Here is an 18,073-nt window from a genome sequence, read left to right as displayed (position 1 = left end):
TTCCTCTACCCCGTCGATCGGGGGAGAGGTGTCGAGGCGAAGCCGAGACGGAGTGGGGGGTCGACCAGCGCTACATTAGCCAATGCATGCGCAAAGCTGCCATGCACGCTATCGCCAACCTGCGCTTACTGGTCGCCGTTGTTGCCCTTGGTCAGGATATCGTCGGCGAGCGAGATCGCGGTCCGGCGATCGGCCTCGCCGGCCGCGGCGAAAGCCTCTTCCTGCATGTTGCGGATCCAGGGCTGGTCGGCCGCCGGAGCCCGCGCCAGCGCCGCGGTCATCATCGCCAGGCCGCGCACGACCTTGCCGCTCTGGAACAGTAGATTGCCGAGCGTCGCCTGCGCGCCGGCATGGCCCTTCTCGGCCGCGAGCTGCAGCCAGCGGCCTGCCTGCTTGACGCTGGCCTTCACGCCACCCTCGCCCTTGAGGAACATTTGGCCGATCTCGAACTGGGCGTTTGGATTGCGGTAGTTAGCGGCGGCGCGCATGTAATATTCCTGCGCCGCGACGTCGTTTTCCTCGACCGGGGTGCCGGGAATGCCCTTGCGAAGATAGTCGCCGAGCGCCACCAGCGCGTCCGACACATAGCTTTCTTCCGGCGAGCCGGGCTCGACATCCTGATCGACGATTTCCGAGAAGAACTTGAAAGCGGCGTAATCGTCGCGCGTCACGCCGTCGCCTTCGGCATACATGCGCGCAAGCTTCCAGGTGGCGCCGATCTGGCCGTTCTCGGCGGCGTATTTATAGGCCTCGACCGCCTGATCCTTATGGCCGCTCTTGTAGGCGGAGAACCCGAACTGGAACACCGCCCAGGGGCTCGACTGCGGCTTCACGCCGGTCTTGTCGTCGAACACCTTGTCGTCGAAGGCCATGGCCTGCCCGACGGCGCCCAAGGTCGCCAGAGCGACCAGTGCCGAAAAGACAGACGACCTCAACACCTCAGATGTCCGCATAGCAGTGCGTTTCTTTGGCGGCGCCCGGATGGGTCACCGCGCCGTCGCGGGCCGATCCTACGGCCTGCGCATATTTCCAGATCGCGCCGGACTGATAGTCGGTCTCGCGCGCCTTCCAATTCTTTGCCCGGGTCGCCAGTTCGGCGTCCGACAAGGCCACCTCGATCGTGCCTTTCACGGCGTCGATCGAGATCACGTCGCCGTCCTGGATCAGCCCGATCGGCCCGCCGACCGCCGCTTCCGGCCCGACATGGCCGATGCAGAAGCCGCGCGTGGCGCCGGAGAAGCGCCCGTCGGTGATCAGCGCCACCTTGCCGCCCATGCCCTGGCCGTAGAGCGCCGCCGTCGTCGACAGCATCTCGCGCATGCCCGGACCGCCGCGCGGCCCCTCGTAGCGAATGACGAGAACCTCGCCTTCCCGGTAGTTGCGCTGCGTGACCGCCTCGAAGCACTCTTCTTCCGAATCGAAGCAGCGCGCCGGACCGGAGAATTTCAGTTCCGACATGCCCGCGACCTTCACGATCGCGCCTTCGGGGGCAAGGTTGCCCTTCAAGCCCACAACGCCGCCTGTCTTGGTGATTGGCCGATTAGCGGGACGCACAACATCCTGGCTTTCATTCCAGGAAACGTGCTCCATATTTTCGGCCAAAGTGCGGCCAGTGACCGTCAAGCAGTCGCCATGCAGATAGCCGTGGTCGAGCAGCGTCTTCATCAGAAGCGGAATGCCGCCGGCCTCGAACATATCCTTGGCGACATATTTGCCGCCCGGCTTGAGGTCGGCGATATAGGGCGTCTTCTCGAAGATCGCCGCCACGTCGAACAGGTCGAACTTGATGCCGGCCTCATGCGCGATCGCCGGCAGATGCAGCGCCGCGTTGGTCGAGCCGCCGGTCGCCGACACCACGGTCGCCGCATTCTCCAGCGCCTTGCGCGTGACGATGTCGCGCGGCCGGATGTTCCTGGCGATCAGCTCCACGACCTTTTCGCCGGAGGCGAAATTGAAGCGGTCGCGCATCTCGTATGGGGCCGGCGCGCCGCAGGAATAGGGCAGCGCAAGACCGATCGCCTCGGCAACGGTCGCCATGGTGTTGGCGGTGAACTGGGCGCCGCAGGAACCGGCCGAAGGACAGGCCGCCTGCTCGATCTCGAGCAATTCGGCGTCGCTGATCGATCCGACCGAATGCTGGCCGACCGCCTCGAACACGTCCTGCACGGTGATCTGCCGGCCGCGATAGCTGCCGGGCAGGATCGAACCGCCATAGATGAAGATCGACGGCACGTTGAGGCGCACCATCGCCATCATCATGCCGGGCAGCGACTTGTCGCAGCCGGCGAGCCCGACCAGCGCATCGTAGCAATGGCCGCGCATGGTGAGCTCGACCGAATCGGCGATGACCTCGCGCGACACCAGCGACGACTTCATGCCCTGGTGGCCCATGGCGATGCCGTCGGTGACGGTGATGGTGCAGAACTCGCGCGGCGTGCCGTTAGCGGCCGCAACGCCCTTCTTCACCACCTGCGCCTGGCGCATCAGCGAGATGTTGCAGGGGGCAGCCTCGTTCCAGCAACTGGCGACGCCGACCAAAGGCTGCGCGATCTCGGCCGCCGACAGGCCCATGGCATAAAGATACGAACGATGCGGCGCCCGCGCCGGACCTTCGGTCACGTAGCGGCTGGGCAGCTTGGCCTTGGAGATTGCCTTGGCGTCCATCATCGTCCTTGCCGCACACCCCGCGGCCCGTCCCATCGCCGCGCCAACCTGGCACGCATCCCGGGACATATCTCGGGTGCTCCGGGTTTATGGCGGGAAATGGGCAGTCCCCTCTCTCTGACTTCTACAGCAGGGGTTGTTCATAAACTGTTGCTGAAACGTCACAATCCTATCGGGGGCTAGTGGTGCAGCGGATCTGCAACAGCGTGCGGGAGGGCGAAGCCATAGTGGCATTCACGCAACGAAAAAGGCCGGACATTGCCCGGCCTTTTTTATTGCATTTTCAGCGGCTTAGAACTTGATCTTGATTCCGCCCGAAATCGCCGTGACCAGATCGTTACCGACGTCATATGTAGCGTCTTCGCCTGCGGTATAGCCATTCTCGTCGGTGAGTGTTCCAGAGTGGCCGCTGGTCATGACGCCGATGGCACCGGCCAAGCGAAGCTCGACGTTTGGCTGAGGCGTATAGGCGACGCCGCCGCCGAGCGTCCAGGTATCGGTTTGGACACCATAGCCATGTGAGGTGCCGCGATCCCAAGTGAGCTGACCAGCGGCACTCCATTGATCATTGAACTTGTGGCCGATACCGCCGGAAACGGTCCACCCGTCACGATACATCAGGTCAAGCGAAGTCGGTCTGACAGCCGGGTTCGTCACGCCGCTGTTACATGCCGCACCGAGCGCCTTCGATTGATCGGTACAAATCGGGACGATCTGGAGAACGCTCCAATTCACCCATTTGACCGAACCGAAAGCGAGCCAACCGGGCGCGATACCCGACTGCAGTTTGAACTCAAGCGTGTCCGGCATGGATTGCGTTGGGGCGTAGATTGGGGTGGAGACGACGCCACCGATGTCCAACGTGCCAGAAATGTTGTCGAGCTTCACCTGCGAATTGTAAACAAGGCTGGCACGCAATGCGATGTCCGGGATTTCATACGCAATACCCGCACGCCACCCCCAACCGCTGCTGTCAAGATCGACACGCCCGACCATGGGGCCAAAGCCGATATTTGTTAACCCTTCCTTGAAGCCGTAGACCTTCTGATAGAATACACCGCCGAGGAACCGAAGCTGGCCTTTGCCCGCGTCAAACTTGTACGAGCAGGTCGCGGCGTAATTGTCGCTCTTGATGTCGGTTTCAATGTTCGAAACCGCGCCGTTCCAGTTACTACCTGGCGCGGTATGGGCGCCCCAAGGCTGCGAGTAGTCAAACATGCAGTCGACACCCTGAACAACCTGGGCTTTGACCCCGATGCGCGGCACCCAATAAGGCTCCGCCCCGTCCGCCGTCGAGCTAAAGCCCGGGCCCAGCGGAGCACCGCCTGGACCAAGTGCATTTTTGTACTTGCGATCCGGCATCACATATGTGGCTTCCGCTTCCGTCGCGACCGGCGCCGGATCGAACAGCAGATCGATGTCGTAGCCGCCGCGTTCGAGGCCGCCGGCATGCGCGGGATGCATCGCGCCGCCCATCAAAGCGATCGAAAAGCACCCTGCCCCCAGCAGCGCTTTGACTCGCAAAATGTTCATGGAAATCCCTCCCCAAAATACAAGTGGCTCAAGCTAGAACCAATTCGGGTTAATGACGCAACAACGATTTCAGAAGCTGTACATGTACATCTTGACAGCACGTATTTTTGCCATGGTCATCGACGCCGCAATCAGCGCCTAAGTCGCGCGAACCGGCGTCAAAGGATCGAAAAAATCCGGGGAAACTGCCAAAAACGGGTTAAAAACAGCCGGTTTTGGGGCTGACGGCCCCCATTGTTACATTATGGCAACAATGGGGCGCAAACTTTCCGTTTACGTCAAAATTAACGTAGCGGCAGCCGCATTTTCGAGGCAGCTAACGTACCGGAAAGCGCCTTCGGAGCGGCGGCGAATCTTGCCGTTCAGCCGGCGTCGCGCACCCTGGTCAAAGCCACCGAAAGCTTCTCCTGCGCCTCGCGATATTCGGCGAGTTTCTCGCGCTCTGCCTCGACCACTTCTTCCGGCGCGTTGGCGACGAACTTTTCATTCGAAAGCTTCTTGTGCAGGCGGGCGATCTCCTCGGTGACCTTCGCCAGTTCCTTCTGCAGCCGCGCGGCCTCGGCCTGGAGATCGATCAGGCTGCCGAGCGGCAGGCTTACCGTCGCCTCGTTGATCACGATCTGCGCCGAACCTTGCGGCGGCGCATCGCCGAGCGCGATATTGCCGACACGCGCCAGCCGCTTGATCGCCTGCGCGTGGCGCTCCAGCCGCTCCTGCGTCAGCGTGTTGGCGCCGATTACCGTCAGCGGCGCGATTGCCGCCGGCGGCACATTCATCTCCGAGCGCACCGAGCGGACGCCCGAGACGAGATCGACCAGCCAGTTGATGTCGGCGGCGGCCTCCTCATCCTCGAAATCGGGCGACGGCCATGCGGCGTGGCAAAGCAGCGACGAGCGCTCCTTGCCATCGCCCGCGGTCTGCGCCCAAAGCTCCTCGGTCATGAACGGCATCATCGGATGCAGGAGCTTGTAGATTTCGTCCAGCACGAAGGCGACGCAGGCCCGGCTCTCGGCCTTGGCGGCCTCGTCCGTGCCCATGAACACCGGCTTCAACAGTTCCAGGTACCAGTCGCAGAACAGGTTCCAGACGAAGCGGTAGGCAGCGCCCGCCGCTTCATTGAAACGATAGCTGGTGATGCCTTCAGTGACGGCGCGCGCCGCCCGCGTCAGCTCGGTCAGGATCCAGCGGTTGACTGGCAGCTTGGCGTCGTTCAGCCAGAACTCGTCGTTGCGCGCGACGTCGTTCATCTCGGCGAAGCGCGTCGCGTTCCACAGCTTGGTGCCGAAATTGCGGTAGCCGGCGATGCGCGCCGGATCGAGCTTCACGTCGCGGCCTTGCGCCGCCATGACGGTCAGCGTGAAGCGCAGCGCATCGGCCCCATATTCGTCGATCAGGTCGAGCGGATCGATGACGTTGCCTTTCGACTTCGACATCTTCTGCCCGTTCTTGTCGCGCACCAGCGCGTGTACATAGACGGTGTGGAACGGCTCCTCGTCCATGAAGTGCAGGCCCATCATCATCATGCGGGCGACCCAGAAGAAGATGATGTCGAAGCCGGTCACCAGCACGTCGGTCTGGTAATAGGTCTTGAGCTCCGGCGTCTGGTCGGGCCAGCCGAGCGTCGAGAACGGCCACAGCGCCGACGAGAACCAGGTGTCGAGCACGTCCTCGTCGCGGGTCAGGATCTCGCCCGGCTGGAAGTTCTCGAGCTTGTCCTCGACCCAGGCCTTCCACGGCCCTTCCAGCGCCAGGTAATATTCGATTGCCGCAGCGAGCGCCTCTTCCTCGGTTTTCTCGACGAAGACGTGCCCGTCCGGTCCGTACCAGGCCGGAATCTGGTGACCCCACCACAGCTGGCGCGATATGCACCAGGGCTGGATGTTCTCCATCCAGTCGAAATAGGTCTTTTCCCAATTCTTCGGCACGAAGTTGGTACGGCCCTCGCGCACCGAGGCGATCGCCGGCTTGGCGAGCTCGGCGGCGTTCACGTACCACTGGTCGGTCAGGAACGGCTCGATCGGCACGCCGCCGCGGTCGCCATGCGGCACGGTGTGCCGGTGCGGCTCGATCTTGTCGAGGAAGCCGCCGGCCTCCATCAGCTCGACGATCTTCTTGCGGGCAGTGAAGCGGTCGAGCCCATCCAGCTCGTCCCACACCGCCTGGCGCTCCGGCGTGACCTCTAGGCCGGCCAGGAAGTCCTCATTGTCCTTCAGCTTGATGGCCGCTTCGACCGTCAGGATGTTGATCGCCGGCAGTTTGTGACGCTTGCCGACCTCGAAGTCGTTGAAGTCATGCGCCGGCGTGATCTTGACCGCGCCGGAGCCTTTTTCCGGATCGGAATACTCGTCGGCGACGATCGGTATCTTGCGGCCGACGATCGGCAGCACGACGTTGCGGCCGACCAGACCGGAGAAGCGCTCGTCATCGGGATGCACGGCCACGGCCGTGTCGCCGAGCATCGTCTCGGGACGCGTCGTGGCGACCGTGATGAAGGTCTTCGGGTTCTCAGGGTCGAACGCTTCGCCGTCGATCGGATAGCGGAAGTGCCAGAGATTGCCGTTCACCTCGTGCTGCTCGACCTCGAGGTCGGAAATGGCGGTGAGCAGCTTCGGGTCCCAGTTCACAAGGCGCTTGTCCTTGTAGATAAGGCCTTCCTTGTAGAGGGTGACGAAGACTTCGAGCACGGCCTTGGACAGGCCTTCGTCCATGGTGAAGCGTTCGCGCGACCAGTCGGCCGAAGCGCCGAGCCGCTTCAGCTGGTTGAAGATCGCGCCGCCGGATTCGGCCTTCCACTCCCAAACCTTCTCAATGAACTCTTCGCGCGTCAGATCGCGGCGGTGGATCTGCTTTTCCATGAGCTGACGCTCGACCACCATCTGCGTGGCGATGCCGGCGTGATCCATGCCGGGCTGCCAGAGCACGTTCTTGCCGCGCATGCGCTCGAAGCGCACCAGAATGTCCTGCAGCGTATTGTTGAGCGCATGGCCCATATGCAGCGAGCCGGTGACGTTCGGCGGCGGGATGACGATGGTGAAGGCTTCGGCCCCTTCCTCCGCGCCGGCGCCGGCCCGGAAGGCGTCTGCCTCTTCCCAGATTTTGGCGATCTTCGGCTCGACGGCTTTGGCGTCGTAGGTCTTATCAAGCATGGAGGAGGTCCGAACTGTCGGGAACAAGCGTCCGGTGTAAATCGGAAGGTCTTGGCCGAGTCAACCGCGAGAGCAGCGATCGCTTTCCACAGATAGGTCTGCCGCGGCCAGCGGCAATGCCGGCTAAGCCAGGACAGACGCGTTCATCCAAGCACCTTAAACAAAAGCGCCGCCCCAAGGCGGCGCTTGTCAGCCTGCATGTTGCGGCGGTTACTGCGCCCCGCGCGCCACGCGCTCGATCTCCTCGCGTACCAGCCTTTCGACCAGCGTCGGCAGGTTGTTGTCGAGCCAATCCTGCAGCATCGGCCGCAGCATCTCCTCGGCCATCTCGTCGAAGCTTTTCTTGCCGCGGCTGGCAAAAGCATCGGAAAGCTCGCCAAAGGCTGCTGCGACCTGCCGGCCCGTATGCTCGGAAAGGATCGCGGGCCGGGCCGGCTGCGCCTCCGGTTCGGAGGCCCGGGACGCGCCTACAGGCGCGGAATCTTCGAACGCCGGCTCTTCCTTCTCGACCTTGGCCTTCGGCGCGGCTTCCGAGACCCGGATGGCCGGTCTCGCGGTGACCGTGCTGCCGCCGACCGCCGCTATTTCGCGCCGCCAGTCGGCGACAATGGTCTCGGCCGTCTGCGGCGCATTTGCCGCGGCTGGCTTGCCTGCGGCCGCTTGCGCGCCCGGCGGAGTACTCTCAAGCTCAACCGTCGGCGCAGCCGTAGGCGCAGTCTTTACCGGCTCGGCGCGGGCGGCGCGCGGCAGCACTGGATCGGTCGCCGCAAGCTGGGCCTGGACCTCGGCCAGCGTCGGCGGCTTGCGGGTGTCGGCATGCAATTCGGAACGAAAGGCATCAACCTCGACAACCGGCGCGCCAGCCGCGGCCGGCTCCAAATCCTGGCGCAGCTCGCCGGCCTCGGCCGGTTGCTTGCGCCCGGTGTCGCTGTCTTCGATGATCCTTCGGATGGAAGCCAGTATCTCTTCCATGGAAGGTTCGCGCTGCGCGCTGCTTGCCGTCGCCATCGTCACATCCGCCGCCCTAGTGACCTGTCCAAGAACTTGACCTGTTCCAGAACCGACCGTTCAAGAACTTGACCCGCCCAAGAATTCCGTCCTGCCCGGGCCGGAATTCGAATCAATGGAAACAGCGTAACCGACCGATCGTCATCCGAGAATCCCCAATCTGGGGACACGTTGGATTTCAACAGATTAGGCGGCGCGCAGCCGAATGAGTCTCCCGGAAAGACAAACGCCGCGCGTCCATCGGACACGCGGCGCTCGCAGGAAGCATGCTGTCGGCAATCAGCGCCCGTCGGGCGTGCGCAATCCGATCCACTTGTCCTTGACGGCGTTGTAGTGCTCTTCCGGCCGGTATTTGGCGACTGCCAGGCCAAGACGGTCGACCGACAGCCGGCCCATCGCCGACAGGATGGCATAGCTCGCCACCACCACGTCGCGCTCGGAACTGGCCTGGTTGATCTTGGCAGTGATGACGGCGTTCTGCGCGTTCAACACGTCCAGCGTCGTGCGCTGGCCGACATTGCGCTCCTCGATGACGCCGTTGAGCGCCAGTTGCGCGGCATCGATCACCTGCCTGTTGGCATCCACGCTCTGGCGCGCGGCGACATATTGCGTCCAGGCCGAGACCACGGCCTGGCGCACCTGGTCGCGGCTGACATCGACCTGGATGCGCGCCTCGCCCAGTGATTCCTTGCTCTGCCGCACCAGCGCCGAGGTCCGGCCACCCGAATAGATCGGAATGGTGAGCGAAGCGCCGATATTGGCCGATGTCGAACTACCGTTAGGACTGGTGATGGAACTGGGAACGGTGTGGGTGTAGTTGTCCGAAACGCCGGCGGAAGCCGTAAGCTGCGGCAGCAGTGCGCCTTCCGACGACTTCACCGCAAAAGCCGCGGCATCGACGAGGTGCTGTGTGGCAAGAATGGCGGGATGTTCGGCGGAAGCGATGGCCAAGGCGGAATCGACGCTACCCGGCAGCAGCTTGCCAAGCGGCGAGGCTGCCTTGAGCTTGCCCGGCTCGTCGCCGACGATCTGGTGATAGGTGGCGGCGCTCGCCAGCGCCGTCGCGCGGGCGGCGCTCAGCTGCGCCACGGCCGTCGCGCGCGAGGCATCGGCCTGGGCCACGTCGGTGCGGGTGCCCTCGCCGACCTCGAAGCGCGAGCGGGCGGCGCGCGCCTGCTCGGTCAGGAACTGCAGGTTTTGCTCGGTCAACGCCGCGACCTGGCGGTCGCGAATCACGTCCATATAGGCGCTCGCCGCATTGAACAGGATATTCTCTTCGGTGTTGCGCAGGCTTTCGACCGAGGCCTTCACCTGCGATTCGGCGGCGGCGACATTGTTCTTGGTCTGAAACCCGTCGAACAGCGTCTGGTTGATCTGCACTCCGAAGCTGCCCGTCGTTAATCTCCGGCTGGTGCCAAAGCCATGTATGTTGGTGTAGTCGATGTTAGCCGAACCGGTGACGGTCGGGCGCCAGCCCGACTTGGCGATGGCCACGCCCTCATCGGTGACGCGAACGCCGGCGCGGGCCGCGTTGAGCTGCGAATTGTACTGATAGGCTTTGGCGAGCGCGCCCGTGATGGTTTCGGCGGAGGCGGCCAGCGGCGAAAGCGCGGTGGCCGAAACAAGGATAGCTACTAAAATACTCTTGCGTAGAGGCGGCACGTTATATCCCTCATTCGTTTTGCATGGGAACCACGCCACGCCAACCTACCCTTACGGATCGGCCAGCGCCGCGTTGTTTATCGTTCCCCCGCTGACGGCCTCCCAAAAACACCCGGTTAACCAAATCAGCAACGATTGTCAGGCGCAAGCGATCATGACAGCGCCTTCGCTGCAAGGCAAAAACGCTCAGAATTCAAATGCGTGAGCACGTTCGAAGCCCGGTAGTGGCTTAATTGCCGCATTAAAGGCACGCCTTCCGGTTACGACCCCCCCTGCCTTGACAAACAGCCGGGCCACGCCAGAGTTGCCACGCCCTTCGACCGCAACCAGGCGTCCATCTTCCGCGAGCTGGTCGAGCAATGCCTGCGGCACTTCTTCGACGCTGCCGCCGATGAAGATGACGTTGTAGGGCCCTTTGGCGGCATGCCCTTGCGGCAGCGGCCCGGTAACGACCGTGACGTTTTGGCAGCCAAGGCTGGAAAGTGTTGATTTCGCGGCCTCCGCCAGCGCTGCATCGCTCTCCAGCGCGACGACGGAACGCGCGAGCCTGGACAGCAACGCGGCGGAATAGCCGGTGCCGCAACCGACATCGAGCACCGAATCGCTCGCGTCGATCTCGGCCAGCTGCAAAAGCTTGGCGAGCGGCGACGGCTCCATCAGGTAGCGTGCGCCGCTGCCATTGGCGCCGTCGGAAATGCGGATGTCTTCGTCGATATAGGCCAGATCCTGCTGTCCGGCGCCGACAAAGGCCTCGCGCGGAACGGTTAGCATCGCTTCGATGAGCGGCGCGCTGGTCACGTCTGTGGTGCGGATCTGGCCGTCGACCATCTTCACGCGGCGTTCGGAGAAATCAGCGTTCATGTCCCAACAATCCGCTCCCCGCGCCAGGCGCGCGGCCAAAACTTCAACCGGAACCCCGCTCCGGCGCGATTGCGCTGGAGCCCGCAAGCATCTGGAGGCCTCGCCCGGAATCGAACCGGGGTCCAAGGATTTGCAGTCCTCTGCGTAACCACTCCGCCACGAGGCCTCGCAATGCTCCCGGCGTTCCGAGCGAACTCATTATGTTGGCGCTCAAAGGTCGTCAAGCGCTCGCGCGTCATTCCCGGCGCTTTCGCATCGAGCGCCAAAGTGGTGATTACCAATCGGTTTCATGGGTCCGGAATCACTGCAGCGGAGCCGCGGCGTGCTCTCAGTCTGGGCGCCGCCGGCGTTCCCACCAGACGACGAAACGCCGCCGGTGGCGTCGGATCATCGCGAATTCATAGGATAGAACCAGGAGACCGAGCGGAATCATCCAGAAACCGAGAATCGGCAGAAAGCCCAGAAGCCCGCCGAGCGTAAGCAGCATGCCGATCGCGATTCGCCAGCCGCGCGAGCGCGGCATGGTGAACTCGCGGCCGAAGATCGAAATCTTCCGCGCCGGGGCGTTGTCATCATCCGCTGCGGTCATTCAAGCCAGATCCCATCTGCTGCCTAAGCCATATCAAGACGACAACCGGCCGCCTTGTTCCGCGCCGGTGTGAAGCCCTTCATATGTGGGCGCGCCGGACGATGGCACAAATAGCCGCATCAAAAACTGGAGAAAAATTGCGAAATGCTTCTTTGCAAAGCCGAAAGGTGTTTGCTATAGGCTGCGCCACTCACGTCAGAGCCTCCGTTCCCCGGTAGCTCAGTGGTAGAGCAACCGGCTGTTAACCGGTTGGTCGCTGGTTCGAATCCGGCCCGGGGAGCCAAGTTCCACTCGGAACGCCTTGTATCTCGACGTTTTCAAAGCCCGGCCTTTCCCAGCGGTCCACATTCCGGCACGCTCGAGGTTCAACCTCAACGTAATGTCCGTCAAGCGCATCCACGACTGTGCCGAAACCGTCTAATTGTTGTCTGTTTCCAGATGCTGGCGATGCAGAATTGAGGGCAGGCGCCCGCCAAAAACCCGCCGCCCATGGCAAGGCAGCGGGTTTTAAACGGCGGCCGCATCCATGCGGAATCGACCGCCTCAACCCGTCACCCGAGCGCATTGGGATCATTCCCTAGCGGGAGAACGGTGTGATGTGCTCATAGAGGGGAGGCTTCAGCCTCCCATCTTCTTGGCCATCGCGCAGAAGTCCGCGTGCGCCTTGTTGATGGTTGCGTCGCCGCAGTCTTTCAAAATCGCTGTACGCTCATCCGGCTTCATGGCCATCCAGGCAGTCTTGAAATCCGCCTCGGTTCTCAATGTTTTCATGCCAGCGTCGGTGAAGAACGGCGACATCTTGGCCGGGTCGTCGAGCGCAGACGTGCCGGTGCTACTACCGGCCATCGCGGCACTACCCATCATTGCGAGCGCAACTGCGCTCATGCAGAGCATCTTGATTTTCATTTGAATATCCTCCGGTTAGGTCCCAATGAAATGTGACCGTGACGAAAGAACGCGCAGTCATTCGAGACGTTCCCACGCGTTGCAAACAACCAAGGCGGTTGCGCCCGAATTACAGTGACGGTGCAGCCTCACATTGCTCCAGGAGCGCTGGCTCTGATCATTAGCCACCGTAATTCCGCCAAATCTGAAGCCTGGCATCTCGATTGCTCACCAATTGAACTAACGCAGACAACGACGTTAGGCCCAACGGAATGGGCATTCAGTCCAAATTGCTGGTCTTCACGAGGCCAAATAACCTTGCGAAGGAAAGGCAGGGGCAAAATGGCCTGGAAACGAGCGATTGCTGTCAAAGACTGGTCTTGCGCCATGAGTGACGAGATTGGCCGCGTGGTCTTGGCCATAAACTCGACCGAAGGTGAAACGACCTACGTTCTGATGACAACCTTCCAGGCGGCGAAAATGGCTCAGGAGCTGCGGTCGCCGAAGATGGTCCCCCGATACGACATGTAGCCAGTCCAGCGGGGTTCCTAACGCATGATTGTTGAATTCGCAGGTCCGGCTGGGTCAGGCAAAACGACATTTGCGCATGCGCTTTATGAACAGTTGCGGGCTCACGGACACCCTGCACGGATTGTTCTCACTGACCGGCGGGTTGTTCACCGATCCATGCTGGACCCCGGCGGCATTGTCACTGCGATGTGTCGAGTCGCTCGCGCGGCTGCACGCTCGATTGGCATGGCCTGTCGCCCATCCGCAAATGCCGTCGACTTCAGAATTCGCGCAAACCTGGTGCACACACTGCCTCCCAGAAACGTGATCTGGCGCATCAGGCTAAGTCAGTACGTTCTCCGCCTTGCCCGCGCATGGCGCCAATCTGCCGCGAGCGAGGAAATTCTTATTTTCGACGAAGCCTTCGTTCAGGCGGTTTCGATGCTCGCCTGCTTCAGTGGAACAGCAGATGAGACGTGCCTTGCACACGCGCTGGATTTCATCCCGGAGTCGGACGTGGTGGTTAGAATCGACGCCTGCGAGCAACTTCTCATCGAGCGGCTTGACCGGAGACAGAAGAGCCACACCTTTGCCGAGCGTTTGTTCGAAACCGGATTGGACAAAAGGCTTCAGTCGGCCACCGTCGTGGCGCGCGTATGCGGCTTGCTGACGGCACGCGGCCGGTCGATCATTGATGTCGACGCCAACAATCAACGTGCACTAACGCTGGCGATCGACGAAATCGAAGAGGAAATCTTGGCGAGGTACAAACGCAGCTTGCACTCAGCAGCCTATCCGCCAATCCCGTTGGATTGAGTGGCGGCCTACAACGGACTTCCATTCACCGTCGGCGAAGACGGCTGCAGCCGCCAAACGTCTACACCCGCACGGGCAGTTCGGTCACCGTAGTTCCAGGAACAACCGTCGATTTATTGGCAAGGCGGGTCTTGGTTCCCACTGGCTGGCTAGGCATCCTCCATTCGTATGGCAAGAATCTTGGGTCGGGCTGATAGGCTCGATCTCAGCCGGAGCGTTGCGAGCCTTGCTGGTCAGGCCCGGCCTGACTGGTTCTACCCCGCCAGCCTTGCCGGGCCGCTTCGCCGAGGTGACGACCCGCTGTCGTCGCCGGCTAGGCCTCGTCCTCTTCGATGCCAATGCTGTCCCCATCGCCATGGACCTTTTTCCGGTCCCATTCGTTGGTGTTGTCGGGCGGCAGCATTTCGGATTTCGCGTTGCTTGTCCTTGCACGGCTTGGGACCTGTCAGATCGCGCGATGATTTAGGGTCGATTGAGCTTATCCCCGCGGTCGAACAGAATGCCAACGGCAGGCGGGCTCGAATGTCCTGCTGTGGGATGCAGCCGCCTGACTTGTAAGCGTTCGCCGCTGCTTGCCAGGGCCGGCGGCCCCGGTGCGAGGCTAGCAAGCCAGGTGGCTTGGGAGCGCGGCGGTTCGCCGTCGATGTCCGTCGTCGCCTTCATTCAACAGTTCCAGCAGCGCGGTACAATCGATCAGATCGTGAAACTGGGCGCTTGGGTCAAGCCGAAGGCAGGAGCCGTAAGATCGCAGGCTTCGCAGCCCCTGCATTTTTTGCAGCCTGGCCCGACGTTCCGCTTCTCCCGGCAATGGCCGAGTTGAGCTTTTGTCCTTTTCCATCGGAGACTGCATGAGCAGCCCCTCCCTGACGTTTCGGTCGCAGCGACGATCCTATTACTCGCGCAGCGACGCTGCCATCATCCATTTGCAGGCCAATGCCTCCGGCGGGACTGAGGTGAACCCGGCATCCGGCGACAGGAACCTTTGCGGAAAACACCCGTTGACCCTGCTGCGAGAGGGGTCGACGATATCTGGGATCCGTTGCCTTGGACGCAAAAACTGACAGAAAAGAGCGCGAAACCGCTCCCGCCGAAGAATCGCGTGCTCAGCCGCGGTCCGATCGGCAGCAACGCCCGCCGGGCGACGACAAGCGCGTCGAAGACAGACCCGTAGAAGACAAGCGCGACGACGAGCAGGCGCAAGACAGGCAGGCGAATGACGGTTCGCCCGACGGCAACAAGCCCGGTCTCATCAAACGCCACCCCTACATAGCCACGCTCATCGCGATCCTCGTCTTGTTGGTCGTCGCGGCGGTGATGATCTGGTGGATCAACGCACGGCACTATGAATGGACCGACGACGCCTTCATCGACGCGCGAACGGTAACGGTCGGCGCGGAAATTGCCGGGCGCATCACCGACGTTGCCGTGACCGACAACCAGCCGGTCGAGGCCGGCGCCGTGCTTCTGCGCATCGACGACAGCGACTACCAGGCCTCGCTCAAGCAGGCACAAGCCGGCGTGGCGGCGGCGCAGGCCGAGATCGCCAACGTCCAGGCCCAGACCCAGGCGCAGAACGCCAAGATCGATGTCGCCGGAAAGCAGGTGGCCCAGGCGCAGGCCGCGTTCGAATTCGCCAAATCCGAGGACCAGCGCAACCGCGAGCTGCTCGCCAAGGGCACGGCGACGCAACAACAGGCACAGCAGGCCGCTTCGACCTTGCGCCAGGACCAGGCAGCGCTCGATGCCGCCAACGCCAATGCCGAGGCGGCGAAAAGCCAGGTTGCGGTTCTGCAGGCACAAGGCAAGAGCGCCGAGGCCAAGCTTCGGCAGGCTGAAGCCACCGAGGATCAGGCCAGGACCACTCTCGCCCGCACGATGATCACGGCGCCCGTGGCAGGCCATGCCACCAACATCCCGGTGGCGAAAGGCACCTATGCGCAGCCCGGCCAGGTGCTGATGATGTTCGTGCCCAAGGACGTCTGGGTGAAGGCGAACTTCAAGGAGACGCAGCTCGACCTGATACGGCCGGGCCAGCCCGTCGACATCGCCATCGACGCCTATCCGGAAAAGACCTTCCATGGCCATGTCGACAGCGTCCAGGCCGGCAGCGGCACGGCGTTCAGCCTGCTCCCGGCCGAAAACGCCACCGGCAATTTCGTCAAGGTGGTGCAGCGCGTGCCGGTCAAGATCGTCTTCGACCAGCCGCCAGGCGTCTATCTCGGTCCCGGCATGTCTGTGGTGCCGACGGTCAAGGTCAGATGAGCGATGCCGCAACAGTCCAGGGCGACCAAAGCCGGTCGGCGGCCGGCGGGCGCAACCCATGGCTCATCGCGATCGTCGTCTCGATCGCCACCTTCATGCTGGTGCTCGACACCTCGATCGCCAATGTCGCGCTGCGCAACATTGCCGGCAGCCTGGCCGCCGGCATGGATGAAAGCACATGGGTGATCACCACCTACCTCGTCGCCAACTCCGTCATCATCCCGGTCAGCGGCTGGCTCGCCAGCGTCATCGGCCGCAAGCGCTATTACATGATCTGCGTGGCCACGTTCACGCTCGCATCGCTGCTGTGCGGGCTGGCCCCCAATCTGCCGACGCTGATCGCCTTCCGCATCCTGCAGGGACTCGGCGGCGGCGGCATGGCGCCGAGCGAGCAGTCGATCCTCGCCGACACTTTTCCGCCGGAGAAGCGCTCCCAGGCTTTTGCCCTCTATGGCATTGCGGTCATCGTTGCGCCAACGGTCGGCCCGACCATCGGCGGCTGGCTGACGGACAATTTCTCGTGGCACTGGATCTTCTTCATCAACGTGCCGTTCGGCATCATGTCGCTGGCGCTCGTGCAATGGCTGGTCATCGAGCCCGACATTCTCGAGCGCGAGCGCCGCGAGCGGCTGCGCAAGGGGCTGAAGGTCGACTGGATCGGCTTCATCCTGGTGGCGATGGCGCTCGGTTGCCTCGAAGTCTTTCTCGACGAGGGCCAGCGCAACGACTGGTTCGCCTCGACCTTCATCACCACCTTTGCCGTGATCTCGGCGGTGTCGTTCCTGCTGCTTGTTCCTTGGGAGTGGACGAGGCGCGATCCGATCGTCGACATCCGCCTGCTTTTCAGCCGTCAGTTCGGCATGTCGTTCCTGGTCATGATGGCGGTGGGCGCGGTGCTCTTCAGCACCACGCAGCTTTTGCCGCAGCTGCAGCAGACGACCTTCGACTACACCGCTACCCTATCCGGCCTGTCGATGATGCCGGGCGGCATCGCCATGCTGATGCTGATGCCGATTTCGGGCTTTGCCGCCGGTATCGTTCAGCCGCGCTATCTCATCATGCTGGGCATGTCGGTGGTCGCGGTCGCGCTCTGGCACACGACTTCGCTGACGCCCGATGCCAGCTTCGGTTTCTTCGCCTATGCGCGCGTCTATATGATGATCGGCCTGCCGTTCCTGTTCATCCCGATCTCGACCGCCGCCTATGTCGGCCTGCCGCCGCAGAAGACCGATCAGGCGTCCTCGCTGATCAATGTCGCGCGCAACCTCGGCGGCAGCATCGGCGTGTCGCTGTCCAACACGGTGATTGCCCAGAACGCCCAGCTCCATCAGTCGGTGCTGGTCAGCCACACTGCACAGTCGAGCGACACCTATCAGCAGACGCTTCGCCAGGTGACGGACCATTTCGTCGCCGAAGGCTCGCCGCTGGCGGAAGCCAGGCAACAGGCCGTGGGTTGGATCGGCCAGGAGATCGGCCGCCAGGCTTCGCTGCTCGCCTATGTCGATGTCTTCTTCTATTGCGCAGTAGCGACGGCGCTGCTCGTGCCGCTCGCCCTGCTGTTGCGGCCGCCGAAGTCTGGGACAGCCAAACGGCAGGACAGCCCCGCCGTGTAACAGAGCCGCTTGCAAAAGGATGCTTGTGCGTCAATGTCGGGCGATGGTGCGGCAATTTGGAGGGGACTATGCGCAACATCACAATACTGGCATTGCTGGCGATAGCCGCCGTCTACGCGACCGCGGCCAACGCCTTGGACAGCGGCAACACGCCGGTCGTGGTGACGCCGCTGGCGGCGAAGACGACGACCGCATCGGGCCAGCCGATCACGCTGCCGCAAAAGAATGTCGAGGTTCAAGTCTCGTCATACCAGATAGCCCCCGGCGCTACCCTGCCGGTGCACAAGCACCCCTTCCCGCGCTATGCCTATGTCGAGCAAGGCACGCTCAGGGTCGCCAATGTCGAGACCGGTGCCGCCAACACCTACAAGACCGGCGACTTCATCGTCGAGATGATCGGCCAGTGGCACCAGGCCACCAATATCGGCACCGATCCGGTGAAGCTGCTGGTGATCGATCAGGTCGAGCAAGGCGCCAAGAACACGATCCTGAAACAATAGCCGGCGAGGGGCCCGCTTCAGAGC

At 62.6% G+C, this 18,073-nt stretch carries 13 protein-coding genes and 2 tRNA genes; 5 read left to right on the top strand and 10 right to left on the bottom strand.

All coding sequences use genetic code 11. From position 1 onward, the window contains the following. Nucleotides 1–125: 125 nt before the first annotated feature. The 9 genes from LB515_RS18000 to LB515_RS17960 form a co-directional block, all read right to left on the bottom strand. Nucleotides 126–953, bottom strand: coding sequence for a tetratricopeptide repeat protein (locus tag LB515_RS18000; protein WP_095765008.1), 828 nt, complete (start codon nt 951–953; stop codon nt 126–128). Continuing rightward, entirely contained in the window at nt 940–2,664 is a 1,725-nt protein-coding gene (gene ilvD, locus LB515_RS17995; RefSeq protein ID WP_224708498.1) for a dihydroxy-acid dehydratase, read from the bottom strand. The genes LB515_RS18000 and ilvD overlap by 14 nt, the downstream gene beginning before the upstream one ends. 291 nt (nt 2,665–2,955) lie before the next feature. Beyond that, the gene (locus LB515_RS17990) at nt 2,956–4,197 is read right to left on the bottom strand and encodes an OmpP1/FadL family transporter (RefSeq protein WP_224708497.1); all 1,242 of its coding nucleotides are present in this window, start codon (nt 4,195–4,197) and stop codon (nt 2,956–2,958) included. A gap of 362 nt (nt 4,198–4,559) precedes the next feature. Beyond that, a complete protein-coding gene (locus LB515_RS17985; RefSeq protein WP_224708496.1) occupies nt 4,560–7,343 on the bottom strand; it encodes a valine--tRNA ligase in 2,784 nt (927 codons plus the stop codon). A gap of 210 nt (nt 7,344–7,553) precedes the next feature. Beyond that, complete coding sequence (locus tag LB515_RS17980; protein WP_224708495.1) at nt 7,554–8,351, bottom strand: PopZ family protein; 798 nt, start codon at nt 8,349–8,351, stop codon at nt 7,554–7,556. Nucleotides 8,352–8,630: 279 nt separating this feature from the next. Further along, on the bottom strand, nt 8,631–10,013 hold the full coding sequence (locus tag LB515_RS17975; RefSeq protein WP_095765004.1) for a TolC family outer membrane protein: 1,383 nt from the start codon (nt 10,011–10,013) through the stop codon (nt 8,631–8,633). A 186-nt stretch (nt 10,014–10,199) separates the two neighbouring features. Further along, complete coding sequence (locus tag LB515_RS17970) at nt 10,200–10,874, bottom strand: protein-L-isoaspartate O-methyltransferase family protein (protein ID WP_224708494.1); 675 nt, start codon at nt 10,872–10,874, stop codon at nt 10,200–10,202. 92 nt (nt 10,875–10,966) lie between these two features. Beyond that, a tRNA-Cys gene (locus LB515_RS17965) sits at nt 10,967–11,040 on the bottom strand. A 162-nt stretch (nt 11,041–11,202) separates the two neighbouring features. After that, on the bottom strand, nt 11,203–11,463 hold the full coding sequence (locus tag LB515_RS17960) for a hypothetical protein (protein ID WP_095765002.1): 261 nt from the start codon (nt 11,461–11,463) through the stop codon (nt 11,203–11,205). 208 nt (nt 11,464–11,671) lie between these two features. Between LB515_RS17960 and LB515_RS17955 the strand changes: the two genes are divergently transcribed. Beyond that, nucleotides 11,672–11,746 (top strand) — tRNA-Asn (locus tag LB515_RS17955). Between the two features lie 335 nt (nt 11,747–12,081). On the opposite strand, the gene LB515_RS17950 is transcribed toward LB515_RS17955, so the two are convergent. Beyond that, nucleotides 12,082–12,369, bottom strand: coding sequence for a hypothetical protein (locus tag LB515_RS17950; RefSeq protein WP_095765001.1), 288 nt, complete (start codon nt 12,367–12,369; stop codon nt 12,082–12,084). A 534-nt stretch (nt 12,370–12,903) separates the two neighbouring features. On the opposite strand from LB515_RS17950, the gene LB515_RS17945 reads away from it, so the two are divergent. The 4 genes from LB515_RS17945 (at nt 12,904) to LB515_RS17930 (ending at nt 18,049) form a co-directional block, all read left to right on the top strand. Next, a complete protein-coding gene (locus LB515_RS17945; RefSeq protein WP_140840505.1) occupies nt 12,904–13,674 on the top strand; it encodes a hypothetical protein in 771 nt (256 codons plus the stop codon). Between the two features lie 1,044 nt (nt 13,675–14,718). Further along, nucleotides 14,719–15,936: an HlyD family secretion protein gene (locus LB515_RS17940; protein ID WP_224708493.1), complete on the top strand. Its 1,218-nt coding sequence runs from the start codon at nt 14,719–14,721 to the stop codon at nt 15,934–15,936. Next, nucleotides 15,933–17,549 (top strand): DHA2 family efflux MFS transporter permease subunit, encoded by a 1,617-nt coding sequence (locus LB515_RS17935; RefSeq protein WP_224708492.1) that lies wholly within the window; start codon nt 15,933–15,935, stop codon nt 17,547–17,549. Before LB515_RS17940 ends, LB515_RS17935 begins: the two co-directional genes overlap by 4 nt. A 68-nt stretch (nt 17,550–17,617) precedes the next feature. Continuing rightward, on the top strand, nt 17,618–18,049 hold the full coding sequence (locus tag LB515_RS17930) for a cupin domain-containing protein (protein ID WP_224601737.1): 432 nt from the start codon (nt 17,618–17,620) through the stop codon (nt 18,047–18,049). Nucleotides 18,050–18,073: the final 24 nt, after the last annotated feature.

The sequence above is a fragment of the Mesorhizobium sp. CA15 genome (assembly GCF_020165215.1).
In the GTDB taxonomy this organism is placed as follows: domain Bacteria; phylum Pseudomonadota; class Alphaproteobacteria; order Rhizobiales; family Rhizobiaceae; genus Mesorhizobium.
This window is presented reverse-complemented; position numbering and strand designations above follow the sequence as displayed.